At 69.7% G+C, this 16,714-nt stretch carries 16 protein-coding genes; all 16 read left to right on the forward strand.

What is annotated here, in order from left to right; genetic code table 11:
- Positions 1-70 precede the first annotated feature (70 nt).
- The 16 genes from Ade02nite_RS11595 to Ade02nite_RS11670 all read left to right on the forward strand — a co-directional run bounded on the left by Ade02nite_RS11595 (position 71) and on the right by Ade02nite_RS11670 (position 16,703).
- A complete protein-coding gene (locus tag Ade02nite_RS11595) occupies positions 71-478 on the forward strand; it encodes a pilin (protein WP_203761597.1) in 408 nt (135 codons plus the stop codon).
- The gene (locus tag Ade02nite_RS11600; protein WP_239168702.1) at positions 475-2,511 is read left to right on the forward strand and encodes a TrbL/VirB6 family protein; all 2,037 of its coding nucleotides are present in this window, start codon (positions 475-477) and stop codon (positions 2,509-2,511) included. Before Ade02nite_RS11595 ends, Ade02nite_RS11600 begins: the two co-directional genes overlap by 4 nt.
- Complete coding sequence (locus tag Ade02nite_RS11605) at positions 2,508-3,446, forward strand: PrgI family protein (protein WP_203761598.1); 939 nt, start codon at positions 2,508-2,510, stop codon at positions 3,444-3,446. The genes Ade02nite_RS11600 and Ade02nite_RS11605 overlap by 4 nt, the downstream gene beginning before the upstream one ends.
- Positions 3,443-5,191 carry a VirB4 family type IV secretion system protein gene (locus Ade02nite_RS11610; RefSeq protein WP_203761599.1) on the forward strand — a complete coding sequence of 583 codons (1,749 nt, stop codon included), beginning with the start codon at positions 3,443-3,445 and terminating at the stop codon, positions 5,189-5,191. The genes Ade02nite_RS11605 and Ade02nite_RS11610 overlap by 4 nt, the downstream gene beginning before the upstream one ends.
- A gap of 27 nt (positions 5,192-5,218) precedes the next feature.
- Positions 5,219-6,625, forward strand: a complete 1,407-nt coding sequence (locus Ade02nite_RS11615) for a hypothetical protein (RefSeq protein WP_203761600.1) — start codon at positions 5,219-5,221, stop codon at positions 6,623-6,625.
- Complete coding sequence (locus Ade02nite_RS11620; protein WP_203761601.1) at positions 6,610-8,193, forward strand: type IV secretory system conjugative DNA transfer family protein; 1,584 nt, start codon at positions 6,610-6,612, stop codon at positions 8,191-8,193. The genes Ade02nite_RS11615 and Ade02nite_RS11620 overlap by 16 nt, the downstream gene beginning before the upstream one ends.
- An 8-nt stretch (positions 8,194-8,201) precedes the next feature.
- On the forward strand, positions 8,202-9,074 hold the full coding sequence (locus Ade02nite_RS11625; protein ID WP_203761674.1) for a replication-relaxation family protein: 873 nt from the start codon (positions 8,202-8,204) through the stop codon (positions 9,072-9,074).
- Positions 9,062-10,123 carry a M23 family metallopeptidase gene (locus tag Ade02nite_RS11630; protein ID WP_203761602.1) on the forward strand — a complete coding sequence of 354 codons (1,062 nt, stop codon included), beginning with the start codon at positions 9,062-9,064 and terminating at the stop codon, positions 10,121-10,123. Before Ade02nite_RS11625 ends, Ade02nite_RS11630 begins: the two co-directional genes overlap by 13 nt.
- Before the next feature lie 459 nt (positions 10,124-10,582).
- Positions 10,583-11,782, forward strand: a complete 1,200-nt coding sequence (locus Ade02nite_RS11635) for a MarR family transcriptional regulator (RefSeq protein WP_239168691.1) — start codon at positions 10,583-10,585, stop codon at positions 11,780-11,782.
- Positions 11,783-12,098: 316 nt separating this feature from the next.
- Positions 12,099-12,314, forward strand: coding sequence for a hypothetical protein (locus Ade02nite_RS11640; protein WP_203761603.1), 216 nt, complete (start codon positions 12,099-12,101; stop codon positions 12,312-12,314).
- On the forward strand, positions 12,311-12,865 hold the full coding sequence (locus Ade02nite_RS49200; protein WP_239168692.1) for a hypothetical protein: 555 nt from the start codon (positions 12,311-12,313) through the stop codon (positions 12,863-12,865). The genes Ade02nite_RS11640 and Ade02nite_RS49200 overlap by 4 nt, the downstream gene beginning before the upstream one ends.
- Before the next feature lie 178 nt (positions 12,866-13,043).
- Entirely contained in the window at positions 13,044-14,030 is a 987-nt protein-coding gene (locus tag Ade02nite_RS11650; RefSeq protein ID WP_203761604.1) for a DUF932 domain-containing protein, read from the forward strand.
- Between the two features lie 236 nt (positions 14,031-14,266).
- The gene (locus Ade02nite_RS11655) at positions 14,267-14,791 is read left to right on the forward strand and encodes a hypothetical protein (protein WP_203761605.1); all 525 of its coding nucleotides are present in this window, start codon (positions 14,267-14,269) and stop codon (positions 14,789-14,791) included.
- A gap of 68 nt (positions 14,792-14,859) precedes the next feature.
- Positions 14,860-15,519 (forward strand): hypothetical protein, encoded by a 660-nt coding sequence (locus Ade02nite_RS11660; protein ID WP_203761687.1) that lies wholly within the window; start codon positions 14,860-14,862, stop codon positions 15,517-15,519.
- Positions 15,516-15,833 (forward strand): hypothetical protein, encoded by a 318-nt coding sequence (locus Ade02nite_RS11665; RefSeq protein ID WP_379035865.1) that lies wholly within the window; start codon positions 15,516-15,518, stop codon positions 15,831-15,833. Before Ade02nite_RS11660 ends, Ade02nite_RS11665 begins: the two co-directional genes overlap by 4 nt.
- A gap of 15 nt (positions 15,834-15,848) precedes the next feature.
- Positions 15,849-16,703, forward strand: a complete 855-nt coding sequence (locus Ade02nite_RS11670) for a hypothetical protein (RefSeq protein WP_203761606.1) — start codon at positions 15,849-15,851, stop codon at positions 16,701-16,703.
- Positions 16,704-16,714: the final 11 nt, after the last annotated feature.

A 16,714-nucleotide genomic window follows, 5' to 3' on the forward strand; every position in this document is an offset into this window, starting at 1 on the left:
TTCACCCGTGACGCCCGGCCCCCGCGCGCTCTGATGCGAGGGCCGGGCCACCCGGAGGTGCCCACGTCCCATGACCCGCCACCCGTTGAAGAGGTCCACCCCGCCGCCGGGCCGCCCGAGCGGCGACCGCCGCCTCCAGCTCGTTCGTGGAGTACGGCTTCTCGTTCCCGCCGCCATCGCCGCCGCGGTGCTCGTGCTCGGCGCGGGGCCGGAGGCGGCCTTCGCCGCCGCGCCGGCCGAGACGGTACTCGCCGCCGATTCCATCGCCACTGTCCTGAACAACGTCCGGGCTTGGGCGATGGGTTTCCTCGCCGCCTGGGCTTCGCTGTGCCTGACCGTCGGCTTCCTGCGCTACACCAGCGGCGAGGCCGACGAGGTGGAGAAGGGCAAGAGAGCGCTGCGCAGCGCCGCCGTCGGCTATGCCGGAGCGCTGTTGGTCCCGCTGCTGCTCACGATCATCGCGGCGTGGACCGCATGATGGCCCTCCACCGCACCGCGCGCCGCCTCGTCGGGGCCGCGCTCGTGTTAGCCGCGATGCTGATTGGGCTGGCCGCTGCCGGGGCGGCGTGGGCGGATCCGCCTCCGGCTCCCGCTCCGGTTACGGGGACGCCATTCCCCACGCCGAATACGCCACCCCTGATTCCGACGCCACCACAGAACGGCCCGAGCCCGACAGCGCCGTCGTCTCCGGAGGTGCCGCAGCCGTCCCCGCAGCCGTCCCCGACTCCGGACAGTGCAGACGATGACGATCCGGGGCTGTTCGATATCCCTGGGCAGATCCGTAAGGCGATCAACGACTTTCTGATTTGGGTCGCCAAGAAGATACTGAACCCGGTTCTGGAGGCCCTCGGCTCCACAGCGCTGTCCACGCCGGACCTCACCGCGAACCCGGCGGTGACAGCAGTGTGGACCACGAGCATGGTCACCGCGAACGCCCTCTACGGGCTCCTCGTGCTGGCCGGCTGCTTCACCATCATGTCTCGCGAGTCCGTGCAAACGCAGTACGGGCTCAAGGAGATCGCGCCACGGGTGGCCGCCGGTGCGGTGCTCTCAAACTTGAGCCTGATCATCTGCGGCAAAGCCATTGAGGTGGCCAACGCGCTGACCGTCGGCGTCATGGGCCAAGGCGTTGAAGCTCAGGCCGCGGCCGACGCGATCGGCGAATACCTGACGTCGACGCTGACCGGCTCGTCAGTCAACATCATGTTCGGCTTGCTCGGCATCGCCGTCGCGGCGCTGGGCATCATCACGGTGATCACCTTCGTGATGCGGGTCGGGTTGTTCATCGTGCTGATCGGAATCGGCCCGATTGTGCTGGTCCTGCACGCCACACCCCAGACCGAGGGCATCGCCTACACCTGGTGGCGCGCAATCGGCGCGTGTCTGGGCTTGCAGGTCGGCCAGGCAGTGATCGTGCTGGTCACCGTGAAGGTGTTCCTGACCCCGAAGGGCATGGAAGTTCTCGGCGTGCCGGCCAGCAGCAAAGGTCTGCTCGGCGTGCTGGCTTGCATCACGATGCTGTGGTTGCTGATCAAGCTGCCTGGCCTGATGAAACAGTTCGTGCTCGGCCCCCTCCAGCTGCAAAGCCAAGGCCGGGGGCTGCTCGGGCAACTGCTTCAGGCGTTCGTCACTTTCAAGACCCTCGGCGCTGCCGCCGGGCTGCTTAGCGCGGGCCGCAACGCCCTGCCGCAGCGGGCCGCCATGAGCCGTCCGACGAGCGTGGTCAGGGCGGGGACTGCGACGCGATCGGTCCCCAAGAGCCGGGTCACGCCGTCCCCGGGGCGGTCCCGGCCGTCCCCGGTTGCCCCGGTTCAGTTCAGCCATGCTCCGGCCACCCAGACTCCGCTCGCCGCACCGGCAGCCGTCAACGGCCCGCCCGCGTTTAGCGACTCGCCGCAACCCGCCACGCCTATCTCGGCCCCAACCGGCACCGCTCCCGCCGTGCCGTTCTCTCACCTGCCCACCACCGGCCCGGCGATCGCTCAGCCGAGCAGGGCAGCGGCGACCCCGATCTTCAGCAACAGCACCCCTTCGCCTTCGAGCCCCTCGCCGACTAGGCCGCTACCTGAGGCAACGTTCTCCTCAGCACCGGCGAAGCAGACGGCACCAAGTCGGCCCCCAGCCCCGGTCACACCGGTGTTCTCCAACGTGCCGGCTTCGCGATCGAATAAGCCGAACACCTCGGACCCGGCGGCGGGTCAAGGTGCCACAAGGAAGGCGTCGACCGGACGGCCGACAGCGGCGCGGCGCGCCAACGATCCGCCGACCAATCCGAGTCCTCGCCGCTTGCCCACGCGGCAGGCACCTGCGACGACCGCATCGCCGCCACCTACCTCGTCAGTGAAGCCGCTCCCGCGACCCGCGCCACGCGGCACCACGACACAGGCATTTCGGCCCGCCGCGCCGTCGTCGTCTCCACAGGCCAGAGACACCGGGACGGAGCCGTCCCCGGCCTCGTCCCCACCGTCCTCGCCGCCGGCGCGGCGCCGTCCCCGAGGAGGTAAGTCATGAGCCGCCGTACCGACGAGCCGCCGATGCGCGCGCGCATTCCCGCTGACGTGGAGCGCCCGGACCGGGTCGTATTCGGGATGACCTGGCATCAGCTGGTCATTCTGACCATCACCGGCCTGCTGCTCTACGTCGCTTGGACCGTCGTGGCCACGCTGGTGCCACCGCTGCTGTTCCTCATTGTCGCGGTCCCGATCGCCGGAGCGGCGTTCTTCCTGGCTGTCGGCCGCCGCGACGGCATCAGTCTCGATCGGTGGCTGCTCAACGCGGTCCGGCACCGGCAAGCACCGCACCGGCTCGTCCCGGCCGATGGCGCTATCTATCCGGCCCCCGCCTGGGTGGCGACCACGGCCGGGCCGGGCGACCGGCTCCCGCTGCCTGCACCGCTGCAACTTCCGGCCCGTGGCATCACTGCCGACGGGCTGATCGAGCTCGGCTCGGACGGCACAACGAGCCTGGTCAGCGCCTCAACGGTGGCCTTCGGACTCCGTACGGCCACCGAGCAGAATGGCCTCGTAGCTGGGTTCGCCCGCTGGCTGCACAGCCTCGATGGCCCCACCCAAATCGTGGTGCGGGCCCGGCGTGTCCATCTGACTCACCTCGCCGATCGGCTCCTCGCCGACGCGCCTGGATTGCCGCATCCGGCCCTGGAAGAGGCCGCACGCGCGCACGCCGCGTTCCTCGACGACCTCGCCGCCCGGCGGGAGCTGCTGCATCGGCACGTCACCGTCGCGATGCGCAGCACCCGCGGCCCTCGTCACACAGTCCACCAGGCCGCCGAGACGGTCCGGGCGCTGTCGGGCTGCGAGGTCGCCGCCCGAACGCTCAACCGCGAGGAAACGGCCTCGGTGCTGGCCAGTGCACTCAGCCCGTCTCCCCACCTCGGCCCAGTCATCCGGACTCCGGCGCCTGATTTCGGCGAAAGTGAGCACCTGTGAACTTCTTGGCGCGTCGCCGCCCCCGCGCCTTCCCCCAGCCGGAAACGATCATCCCCGGCAGCCCGGACGCGGTCGAGGTCGGGGGCCGGTCGGTTCGGATCGGCGACGGATACACCGCCACCCTGGCCGTGACCGGCTACCCCTCCGAGGTCGGTCCCGGCTGGCTCGAGCCGCTACTGTCCTACCCCGGCCGCGTCGATGTGTCGCTGCACATCGAACCCGTCCCGCCGGTCATCGCCTCCCAGCGCCTACGCAAGCAGCGCTCGCGGTTCGAGGCATCACGCCGGCAGGACGCCACTAAGGGCCGCCTCGACGATCCAGAGCTGGACGCGGCCGCGGCCGACGCCGCCGAGCTAGCCTCCCGCCTGGCCCGGGGCGAAGCCCGGCTGTTCCGGCTCGGGCTCTACCTGACCGTGCACGCCGACAGCGAACCGGAACTCGCCGACCGCGTGACCGAGGTCCGCGTTTTGGCCTCGTCGCTGCTGATGGATGTCGCCCCCGCCACCTGGCGGCAGCTACAGGGCTGGATCACCAGCCTGCCCCTTGCCTTCGATGCCCTGGGAATGACGCGGGTGTTCGACACCGACGCGCTCGCCGCCGCGTTCCCGTTCACCAGCCCCGACCTGCCCAGCACCACCGGCGACGGCGTGCTGTACGGGCTGAATCTGCACTCGCCCGGCGTCGTGATCTGGGACCGGTGGGCGCAGCCCAACTACAACTCGGTCATCCTCGCCCGGTCCGGTGAAGGCAAGTCCTACCTGGCCAAACTCGACCTGCTGCGCAACCTCTACCAGGGCGTCGAAGCGTTCGTCATCGATCCCGAAGACGAGTACGTACGCCTGGCCGAGGCGGTTGGAGGGACCATCATCCGGCCGGGCGTCCCAGGCGTGCGGATCAACCCGCTCGACCTATCGGCAGGCGATGGCGAGGACGCGCTCGTGCGCAGGGCACTGTTCATGCAGACGTTCGTCTCGGTGCTGACCGGCGGAGCAGGAGTGTCGCCGGAGGAAGCCGCCGCCTTGGACGTGGCGGTCCTGGCCGCGTACCGGGCCAAGGGCATCACGTCCGATCCACGTACGTGGCGGCGGCCCGCGCCGCTGCTGGCCGACGTCGCCGCCGCCCTGGACGAGTCCGGCGAATCCGGGCGCGTCCTGGCCGCACGGCTCTATCCGTACGTCGCCGGGTCGTTCAAAGGTCTGTTCGACGGCCCGACCAGCACTGCCGCCGCCGGGCATCTGGTCGTGTACGCGATCAAGGACCTGCCGGAGGAGCTGAAGCCTGTCGGCACGTTGCTGATCCTGGACGCCATCTGGCGCATGGTCAGCTCCTCTCACCAGGCCGGCACCCGACGCAGACGTCTGGTCCTGGTCGACGAGGCGTGGCTGATGCTGCGCGCGGGGCTCGGGGCACAGTTCCTGTTCCGGCTGGCGAAGTCGGCCCGCAAGTACGAGGCCGGGCTCGGGGTGATCACGCAGGACGCGGCCGATGTCCTTTCCACCGATGTGGGCCGGGCGGTCGTCTCGAACGCGGCCACGCAGGTGCTCCTACGGCAGGCGCCGCAGGCCATCGACGCAGTCACCGAGGCATTCGGACTCACCGACGGCGAACGCGCGTTCCTGCTGTCCTGCTCACGCGGTGATGCCCTGCTCGCTGCCGGGGCGGCGCGGGTGGCGTTCCACAGCATCGCCTCCGACGACGTCGAACACGGCCTGGTCGTCACCGGCCCCGCCACGCCGCGCCGCTAATCCCTCGCTCGGATGGGAGAACCCGCCATGATCCTGTCGGCTTTTTCGTACCCGCTTTTCGGCCCCCCGTCCCCGCTGCTGGGCCCGTCTTCCCCGGCGTCGTCTCCGTCCCCGCAGCTGTCCCCGCTCGGCTGCATCCCGGGCCAGAACGGCATTCCCAGCTCGGTCACCGGCGAACTGCTGTGCGGCACTTGGGGCCAGACCGCCCCCGAGGCGCTCTGGCACAGCCTGCGTGACCGCTGGCCGCTCTGGGCGGCCGGCATCGCCGTCGTCATCACGCTCACGGTGGTGTGGCGAGTCTGGAGGCGCCGGGTGTGGCGCAAGCACGCCCGCACGGCGCGGTCGCTGGAAATCATCCCGCCCGTCTCGGCGAGCCCGGCCGCCACCGTCGGGCTCTGGCGGCTGCTCGCCACGCTGCTGCCCGCACCGAGCCGGTGGTCGCTACGCCCGGCCCGGCTGGTCTGGGAGGTCCGCGCCGACGCGCACGGAATGCGGTGCGGCCTCTGGCTCTCCCCGGGGATCACCGCGACCTCGGTTCGCCGCAACCTGGAGAGCGCCTGGCCCGGCGTCCGCGTCGAGGAAACTGCCGCTCCGCGCGTCCCGGCCACCGAGACGTCGACCACCGTGGCCCTGCGGCCCACCCGGCCCGACTGGCTACCTCTCGTGGAAGACCCGCCGACCGCGACACCGCGCTCCTGGGCGAAGGCCCAGCCGGACGAAGACCAGCTCCGCGCGGTATACGAGGGCCTCGCCGCGGCCGGGCGTACCGGCGGGGGTCTACTCCAGGTGCACCTCAGCCGCGCCCCGGCCTACCGGCTGCGGGTACTGCACCGGGCGATGACCCATCCCGAGCGTGCCCGCCGTCTCAGCGGCACCCTGCGGATGGCGGTCCTGCTCACGGACGGCCTGCGTAAGGCGTTGCTGGGCGTGACCAGCGTGTTCATGCCCGGCTCATTGAGCCATTCGAGCCGTCGGCGGACCACGATGACCGACCCGTACCTGACCGAGCTGGCCCGCCAGGCACGGCTTAAGTATCAGGCCGGGCCGCACTTCCTGGTCGCCGTCTTCGCCACCGCCGGCGGCCCGACGAAGGACGCCGCGCGCTCGGCTGCCGCCGCGATCACCGGCGGGTTCGGCCTGTTGTCGGCGCACTTCGGCCGTCGGCGCCTGCGCCGAGGCGCTCGCGCTGCGGCCGACCGGTGGGTCCGCCAGCCGCAGATGAGCCTCGCCGGGGTAGACGAGGTGGCGGCATTGGCTGGGCTGCCGATCGAACCGGCCGTGCACGGGCTTCCGGCCGCCGCGTCGCGGCGGCGGCCGGGTGGTCGCGACGTCTTCCGCGCTGGACCGGTCGTCGAACTCCGGACCATCAGGAGCCGTTCGGAGCGGCGGCGCGATGGTGACAGCGGCGAGCCGACGGCATGGAACGCGCCGTGACCGCCCCTGCGGCGAACCAGGAGCGACGGCTCACCCTAGTGCCGCTCGATCAGCGGCATGGGCTGGGCGGCAAGGTGATCGGAGTCGCCAACGCCGGCCCGCGCACGAGGATCGGGATTTCCCTGCCGGACTGCCGCTACCACCTGCACGCGCTCGGCCCGACCGGCACCGGCAAGACCACCCTGCTGATGCGGCTGATCCTCGGCGACATCGAGGCAGGGCGCGGGGTCGCCGCATTCGACCCGGCCAAAGGCGACCTCATCCGGGACCTGCTCGACCGGATGCCCAGCGCCGCCGGAGACCGCCTCGTCCTGATCGACCCGGACGAACGGCACGCACCCCCAGCGATCAACTTGTTGGACCCACGGGTGCACGGCGGCACCCCGCACGATGTGGCCGCCAACGTCACCGCCGTGATGTCGAAGGTCTTCGCCCGCTGGTGGGGACCACGCCAGGCCGACCTCTGCTATCACGGCCTGCTCACCCTCGCCTACCTCGACGGCTCCACTCTGCCGCAACTACCCCGGCTGCTCTCGGACGCCAAATGGCGGGCCGCCCGGGTCAAGGCGGTCACCCGCAGCCTGCACGCCTGGGAGGGCAACACCCTCGGCGAGTTCTGGGAGGGCTTCGACGCGCTTTCCGTGGGGCAACGCGCCGGGCTCGCCGCGCCGCTGTTGTCGCGGCTTCGCCTTGTGCTCGCGCACCCGTTCGCGATGGAGTTGTTCGGGGCGCCGGCGACCACGTTCTCGTTCGGCGAGATCCTCGACGGCGGCGTCCTGCTCGCCCGCCTACCCAAAGGTGTGATCGGGGAAGACGGTGCCCGGCTGATCGGCTCTCTGCTGCTGGCCGGGCTCTGGCAGGCCACGACCGCCCGCGCCCGCATTCCGGAGGATCGGCGGCCGGACGCCAGCGTGGTCCTGGACGAGTGCCACAACTTCCTGCACCTGCCGATCGGCATTGACGACGCTCTCGCCGAGTCCCGCGGCCTGCGCGTCTCCTGGTTGCTCGCGCACCAATTCCTCGGACAGCTGTCCGGGGAGATGGTCGAGGCGATCGACGCCAACGCCCGCAACAAGGTGTACTTCGCGCTCGCCCCCCGCGACGCCATCGACCAGGCCCGCCATCTGCGCCCGTACCTCGATGACGGCGACCTGATCCGGCTCGGCGGCTATGAAGTCGTTCTCCGTCCGGTGGCCCGCGGTCGTACACTCCCGCCGGTCACCGCCGACACCCTCCCGCCGCCAGAAGCGATCAAGGGCCGTGCCGTCGAGCTGCGCCACGCGGCACGCGAACTCACCGGCCTTCCTCGGGCTGAGCGTAAGCGGCTGCTCGGCCAGGCGACGGTCGCGGCCGGCGCCGATGCCGAGCTCCGCGAGGACCCTTCGGTGCTGCCACTGGTGGGTCGTAACACCTTTGCTGTTCAGGGCGAGAGGTCTAACGAGACCTCTAACGAGCGGTCCAACGAGGAACCCAACGGGGCCGAACACTCGCCTGAACACTCCCCCATGAACATGCCACCTGCCCTGGTGGATGACGGTGTGGAGGACTGGTGGACCGGAACCGACTGATAAGAGATATCCCTCCTACTAGCGCCACCGGCACGGCCTCCTCGCGAGGCCGACTCACCGCCTCCGTCGTAGCCGGCGAACTCACGAGAATCACACCCCGAGACCGTCACCTGCTCGACCTGCTCGATCAGCACAAGACCTTCACCACCGAGCAGCTCGTCGACCTCGCCTTCGGCTCCATTGGACGAGCCCGCAACCGGCTCAACACCCTGCACGCACGAGACATCCTCGACCGGTTCCGGCACTACCAGCGCCCCGGCTCGCAATCATGGAGGTGGACCCTCGGCCCGGTCGGCGCGGCCATCATCGCCGCCGCCAACGGAGCCACGCTGCCGCGTCCGGCCGCCGTACGCGACGTCACGGCCCGACTCGCCATGTCGCCGACACTGGCCCACCTGCTGACCATCAACGGGTTCTTCGTCGCGCTGATCGGGCACGCCCGCACCCACGACGGCGCGCGCCTGATCCGGTGGTGGAACGAGGCCCGGTGCCGGGAAACCGTCGGTGCGGTCGTGCGTCCGGACGGTCACGGCGTGTGGCACACGGGCGGGCGGGCGGTGCCGTTTTGGGTGGAGGCTGACCTCGGCACGGAAACGCTGTCGCGGGTCGCGGGCAAGCTTGCCGGATACGCCGCGTTACCGCCGTCACGGGCGCATCCGGTGCTGTTCTGGCTGCCCACCGGCGCGCGTGAGCTGAATTTCCACGCGCACCTCACCCGGTTAGGGGTGCCCGACGGGCTAACCGTGGCGACCGCCGCTGCCGACGACGCGGCCGGGCCTGGTGGCCCGGCGGGGCCGGTGTGGCGGGTCACCGGGCGCGGCGGGCGGGTGAGCCTGGCCGATCTCACCCCGGCCGGGGGCGGTGCCCGGTGGGACGCCTAGCGGCCGGTGTCGCGGTCGCGTTCCTGGCAGTCGTAGTAATCGTCGCCGCTGGAGCCGCCGGGGTGGTTGGGGCCGTGTTTGGTGGGGGCGGCGGGTACGGGGCCGGGTGTGCCGCGACGGTGACCACGCCGGGCGCGAGCACGGCCGGGTTGACCGCCGAACAGGCCGATAACGCCTCGGTGATCGTCGCCGTGGGTGAGCGGATGCGGGTACCGGCGCGCGGTTGGGTGATCGCCGTCGCTACGGCGTTGCAAGAGTCGAACCTGGTCAACCTAGGCGACTTGGGCGTGGCCAACGATCACGACTCGTTGGGCCTATTCCAGCAACGCCCTAGTCAGGGGTGGGGCACCCCGGCACAGATCATGTCACCGGACTACGCCGCCGGGAACTTCTACGAACACCTTCTAGCAGTGCCGGGGTGGGAATCGATGCCGCTCACGGTGGCCGCACAGCGGGTGCAACGATCGGCGTACCCAGACGCCTACGCCAAACACGAGACGCGCGCCTCGGTGATCGTGGTGGCATTCACCGGCGGGACGCTGCCCGCGTGCGACGGCGCGGCACTGAGCCCGGCCGGATGGACACAGCCCGTAGCCGGTGACGAGGCCGGTTCCGGGTTCCGCACCGCCGACCGGCCCGGTCATGACGGGGTGGATCTCATCGTCGGCCGGGGAACCGTGATCCGGGCCGCCTCGTCCGGGATTGTGGTCCGGGTGCGGTGCAACGTCGCCGGGCACTCGTGGGACGCCCCGTTTCACGCCGCCATGCCGTGCGACAACGACGGATACCCGGGCCTTGGTGGGTGTGGGTGGTACGTGGACGTCCGGCACGCTGGCGACGTCGTGTCGCGGTATTGCCACATGGTGCGCCAACCGATCGTGAAGGTTGGCGAGTCCGTGACCGCCGGTCAACCGATCGGCTATGTAGGCACCTCCGGCAACTCGTCGGGACCTCATTTGCACTACGAGATCCACATCGGCTATCCGGCCACCGAAAGCAACGCCATCAACCCCGTTCCTTTCATGATCAGCAAAGGCGTTTACCTTTAGCTGGAGAAGTGATTCTTCGCACATTAATGGGCTTGACTTAGTGGCCGTTTCGAGCGACAGGCTCACAGTCATGGTCAACGCCCACAGCGGCCACCCGCAACCCGCGCGCCCGGCCGTTGACCGGGTGCAGCAGGATGACTGGCCGATTTTTGACCACCCGCCCACGGCGCGCTACGTGCGCCGACACGGGCCGCCCTGACCGCATATACCGGTGCACCACGAAAATCGACCAGCGGCCACGGCGGGCCGGTTAAACGCGTTACCTGTCACGCGTCGCCGTCGCACGACCGAGCCAAATTGCGTTGCCGGTTGCCATGCCGGAAAGAGTCTTGAAAATGCGGGTTGACATTTACCCGGCGCAGAGCGTTCATGGACGTGGGCAGCAAAAACACCCACCAAAAGCGCACCGCAAATAGCGGTAACGCTATTCCCATCCCTATTTCCGGAGGTTTCTGCGTCATGGCTACTACCGCCGCCCCGTCCGCCGTCGAGTCCGTCACCGCCGCCCTGACCGCCAACCCGGGCGGCATGATCACCCGAGACCTCGCCGACGCCACCGGTCTTACCGTCACCGTGGTCTCGAAAGCGCTGTCCACGATGGAGACCACCGGGGACGCCCGCCGCGAAGCCGACCCGAAGGGCCGCAAGTCCGCTGACACCTGGTACCCCGCCGCCCCGGCCGACGACACCGCCCCGGCCACCAACACCCAGGCCGACGAGTCCACCGACGCCACCCCGGCCGACGACACCAGCCCAGCGGCTGACGCCCCGGCGACCGATGGCCCGACTCCGGTCGACGAGGCCACGGAAACCGGCGTTTACGCCGACCCTGCCGACGTCGTTCCGGCTCCGGCCGACCCGGTGACACTGCCGGAGGCCCCGGTGTCCGGTGCGCCGGTGGCCCCGGCTCAGCCCCACCTGTGGGTGCTGATGATGGCCGGTGTGCTGGGCGGTCACCCGGAGGGCGTCACCGCCGATGACGCAATCGACGAGAGCGGCCTGTCGGTCGTCAAGGGCGAGGCCGTCCTCGCCGCTATGGAGGTCGCCGGTGCCGCCCACCGCCTGCCGATCACCAACGACGGCACCGAGCTGTGGGTTGCCGGCGACAACACGAAGCTCGCAACGGTGGACCCGGCGAACGCGCCCGCCGTCATCGCGTGCCCGACGTGCGGGCACGAGCGCAAGATCCGCCGCGTATCGGCGCTGCGGCGCACGCCCACCGGCGGACCGGCCCGCGTCACCGCCGAGGTCAACACCGACGGGTCGGCGAAACTGGCGAAGGGTGAGCTGGTGCGCATTGTGGAGGCGTTCCACCGCGACCTCGGCCCCGGCCACGAGCTGTCCCCGAGCACGATCGGAAAGGCGATCAACCGGAGCCCCGGCGCGATCGTGAACGCCCAGCGCAAGCTCAGCGCACGCGGCGTGCTGATCATGACCCGCCCGGCACCGGAGACGTACGCCATGGCGGACAACGCCCCGGCCCCGGCCGACGATGTCCGCGCCCTCATGGCCCCGCCCGCGACCGACCCGGCGACCGGCTCCAACAACGCCGACGACCCCGACGACACCGAGACGTGCGACACGGCCGGTAGCGACGACACCGACGACACGGCCGGTAGCGACGACACGACCGGCACGGACACCGCTGACGCGGCCTGACAGGGACCTTCACCGGGGCCGGGCATCACGCCCGGCCCCGGCGCGCGTACACCCCGACCCACGGAAAGGCGCACTGATGACGACCCCACCGACCCACCCCGCGCACGACCCGGCCGAGCCCGGCTCGCTGCGGTGCCCCGAGTGCGGCGAACCGGCCCGCGCGGTCGCCCCGTCGGACTGGTCCATGCCCGCCGCCATGCCGCGCCCTGCCGCGTCACACCACGACGGCACCCCGCTATGCCCGGTCCCTGGACCGCATGGCTCACAACCGGCTGACCCGATCACCCACCCGGCTGCCCCGCCGACAGACGGCCTCGTGCACCTCGTCGCGGGCGGAAACATGGTCGCCGTGTTCAGCCACGCCGACACCGCCGCGATGCAACGGGCCGTCATGGAAGCCGCCGGACTCGACACCGTCACCGCACGCATCACATCGGAACAATGGGACACGGCCCGCCCACTGATCCTCACCGATAACCCGGACCTCGTCATCACCGACGTCCGGCGCGGCACCGACGGCGGCCCGGCATGACCGGCCCCGGCCCGATCCCGCCGGGCGTGCCCGCGTCGTTGGCCGCGCGGCCCTACGACACTCGGCGCGGCCTACCGATCCCGCCGGTCAACATGCACCCCGGCCCGGACGGCGGTACCGGCCCGCGTGTGGACTTCACCACGATCAACACCGTGACCTCGACCGAGCTCGCCGCCGCGCGCCGGTGCTCGCTGTGTGGCGACTTCATGGGCTATTGGGTGGCGTTTCTCGGCACGCCTCGCACGGCGGAGCTGCTGCGGTTCACCGACCCGCAGGGGCACCCCGACTGTATGCGTGCGGCACTGATGCTGTGCCCGCATATCGCGATTGCCCGGCACCGTCGCGCCCGTGCCGACCGGCCCGGCGCGGGCGTCATCCCGGCCGGATCTCACGGTGACAAACCCGCCGGGTGGACCCTAGGGATCACCCGGCGATACCGGATGGTGCCCGCCGACGGGTTCATCGTGTACCTACCGGCCCCGTTCCACACCGTGCACACCTATCTGTACAGCCCGGACGGGCGTCTATCCGACCGGGCAGACATCCCGTAGTGGCCGCACGGTGCGGCAGCGTCAGATTCGCTGGAGAAACCTCGATCGACTCCAGCCGACGGCCTTGAACCGCTCTTCCAGGTAGGAAACATTGACATTGACGGCAGGCCGTCGGGGCGCAACCCACTGGCGGCGTGCCACAGCCCCATCCCATCAGCACGGAAAGGAAACACAAGACGTGGCACACGAACTTGAAACTCTGGCCAACGGGCAGACCGCCTTCGCCTCCGCCCGTCTGTCGGCCTGGCATCGACTCGGCCAGATCACCGAGGGCTGCATGACCGCCGAAGAGGCGATGACCGAGGCGTGGCTCGGAGGCTGGAATGTTCGCAAGATCGCACTGTCCGGCACGGAGGTTACCGAGAACGGAATCACGCGGATCGACTCGCCGGACAAGTGGATGACCGTGCGGACGAACCCGCAGACCAGGACCACCGAGTACCTCGGGATTGTCGGCGACGACTACACCTGCGTGCAGAACGAGGAAGTTGCCGAGGTACTCAACCTCCTGGTCGACCAGTCCGGCGCCCACTTTGAGACGGGCGGCTCGATGCGAGGCGGACGAAGTGTCTTCGTCACCATGAAACTGCCCGAGGCGATGAAGGTCGCTGGGATCGACGACATCGACCTCTATCTGGCCGCGACCACAAGCCACGACGGCACCGCCTCGCTGCGCGTGGACGCCACCCCGGTCCGCATCGTGTGCGCGAACACGCAGCGCATGGCCTATAAGCGGTCGAAGGGCTCGTACACCTTCCGGCACACCTCCAACGTCAAGACCAAGATCTCCGAGGCGCGTGAGGCCATCGATCTGGTGTGGCGGCACATCGGGGCGTTCGAGGCTGAGGCCGAGAAGATGATCAACGACACGCTCACCATGGGCGAGTTCGAGAAGATTGTCGCCCAAGTCTGGCCGCTGGCCGATGACGCCTCGGATGTTACGAAGAACAACTCGAAGCAGCGGATGAGCACGCTGCGATACCTCATCCGGGACGCGGACACGCAGAAGGCGATCAAGGGCACCCGCTGGGCCGGATACCAGGCCATCACCGAGTGGATCGATCACTTGGCTCCGGCTCCGAGCGCCGAGATTCGCGCGACCCGCGCGTTGACCAGTGCGGGCACGGACATCAAGGCCCGCGCGTTCGAGCTGCTCACAGTCTGATGAGCCGCCGTAGGTACCGGGGCCGACACCACACGGCCCCGGTCCCGGCGGGCGTCACGGACGCTGTCCGGCGCGCCTCCCCGGACGCGACACCGACCCGGCCGCCGACCTCCGCCAGCGCGCCTCCCACGCGGCACCGGCCCGCCTCGGCGATACCGCCCCGGCGCACCGCCGCCCCGATGCCGGTGCCTTCAGCCCTGACTCTAACGATCTCGCCTTCGAGGGAGAGCCGCACCATGACCAGCCGAGACGACATTCTCGCCGTGGTTAACAGCCTGTGCATGACATGGGCCGCCGCGCAGGTCGCGCACGAGCGGTCCCGTACCGCTACCAACCCTGAAACCCAGGCGGACCAGCACGCCCGCGCACAGCACGCCCACGAATTGACGCAGCAGCACTACGACGCCCTCCTGGCACTGCTCACCGCCAGCGTGCCGGACGACGTGAGCGCGGAGGCGTTCCTTCCAGTGCAGCCGCTGCCCACCGGCGAGGTGGCCATCCACGCCCGCGACGACCGAGCAAACTCCGTACGGCTCAAACTCACCGGGGTGCAAGCCCTGACGGTGGGAGCACACCTAACCGCGTACGCCGCCATCAGCCTCGACCGATCTGGCTTGAAGGTCGCCGAGGCGCTACCGCCGCTTCCAGCCGATCCGGCGGCTTCGGTGCATCCCGCCCCGTCCCCGCCCGGAGGCACTGGACCGGCCCCGGTGGTGCCGGGCACGCCGCCGCCCGCCGTGCCGCGCCCGACGATCCGCTGACACGCGATTGGCGCGGCTGGGCCTTAACACCGGCCACGGTCGCGCCAGCACCTCCAGGGAGAAAGCTCATGCCTTTGATTGCCATAACCGACATCGCCTTCACCGCGCTCTCGCGCCGCGCCAAGGACGAGGGACTCGACCCGGCCGACTTAGTCGACGCCCTCTTACGCCCTCTCATCGATGAGGACGCTGACGTCTCCGTTGTGGCGCCGGCCGCCGTTGAAGTCGAGAACACCGCGAGCAGGGGCGTCGGATCGGAGCACCTCGGTGCCAAGCTGTCCATGCTCGTCGAGCAGTACGCCGCTGCTTACAGCCGCGCCGAGCAGGCGGCAGCCATCGCCCAGCGAATCGGCAGGCAGGAACGCGAGCGCGCCGAGGCGGACGCTGCTCTTGCCGGGCAGGACGCGATGGTGAGCAACGCCAAACTCATGACCGCGATAGACGCGCTGGCGACCGGCACCGTGAGAGCGGTCCCCGACACTCGACTCCCGGTCTGCACCTGGCAGCGAGGCGTGGTCGAGGTCCGTGCCGTCAGTAGCGACAACAGCCGCTCGGTGCGCGTGCGCTACACCCCCGCGCAGGCCGTCGCCGCCGGTGCCGCGCTCATCGCTTGCGCCGCCGTCTCCAACAGCAACTCGGTCACCCAGCTCCCCCCGATCCTGCCTCCGTTCCCGGAGCGAGTGGAGACCGGCGACTTCGCCGCGGCCGGCACGAGGAGGTCTCGATGAGCGAACCGTCCGAGACGCTCGACGGGGTGCGCTACTTCGACGCCTCCATCGCGGTCACGCTGCTCAACGGCATCCAACCCCTAGATCCCATGATCGCCGCCGTCCTTCGCGGCCTGAACCTGCGTATATACCCCGGTCGTCCAGCTGACGGTGACCGCAGCGACTACGTGGTGCTCGACCTGAACGGCGTCTCCATCGGAGTGCAGCGCCGTGCCAAGGCCCTTTACCTGCACGCCGATACCACCGAGACGAGCGACAAGGCCGTCGCGTTCGAGGTCAACGGTGGCGGCGAGAACGACTACCCCTTGATCTGAACGAGGAGAACTCCCATGGATCTCAACCTTATCGACAACACCATCGTCGAGCCGCTGCCGCGCCTGCACGACGTGGTCACCAGCCAGGGCCTCGAACCCTTCGAGCAGCGGCCCGGCGTCGTCATCGATATCTACCGTCAGCCGGATCACCCGGCCGGGGACCGGTACCGCGTCGAGTACCGAGACGGCAGCACCGAGTGGTACTGGGCCTCCGAGCTGACCGTCTTAGCGGACGCTTTCAGCCCTGCGGACGTCATCGCCGACCTCGGCTCAGCCCGCATCCAACTCTTCGAGGCGCTCACCAAGGCCGGGCAAAACGACGTGCTCACCGCCAGGCTCAGCGTACTGTTCGACAAGCTGATCGCGACGGCACGGACGTACCTCGGCGCAGACCTCGGCCACGGGCCGGACCACATCTCGAACTCGAGGCTCGACGATCAGGACGAGCCCGAGCGCCACCCCGCTGAAGGACGACCGGGCGTGACTGTTCGCCCCTCGACTCAACCGCCGCCGCAATCGCGTGAGGTAGCGACCACGGCCGACGGCCTCGCCCCTTACTACGAGAAGCGCGGCGTCGTCATCGATGTCTACCTGGCGCCCGAGCTACCCGACGGTGACCGGTACCGGATCGAGTTCCGGTACGGAGCCACCCTCCTCAACTACAACAGCACGCCAATCACCGAGCCACTGCCAGTAGACAGTCAACTCGCTGCATACGGACTCGCCGCCGCGCGCACACTGCTCGACTTCGCCTGCGCCAGCTGCCGGCCTGAAGACGTCCTCCAGATGAAGGTCAGTGCCGTCCTCGATCACCTGACGTACGTCGCCGCGACTCACCTTCCTCTCAATCTGAACAGGGAAGAGAGGTAGCTGTGACCCCC

The sequence above is a fragment of the Paractinoplanes deccanensis genome (assembly GCF_016862115.1).
Lineage (GTDB): Bacteria > Actinomycetota > Actinomycetes > Mycobacteriales > Micromonosporaceae > Actinoplanes > Actinoplanes deccanensis.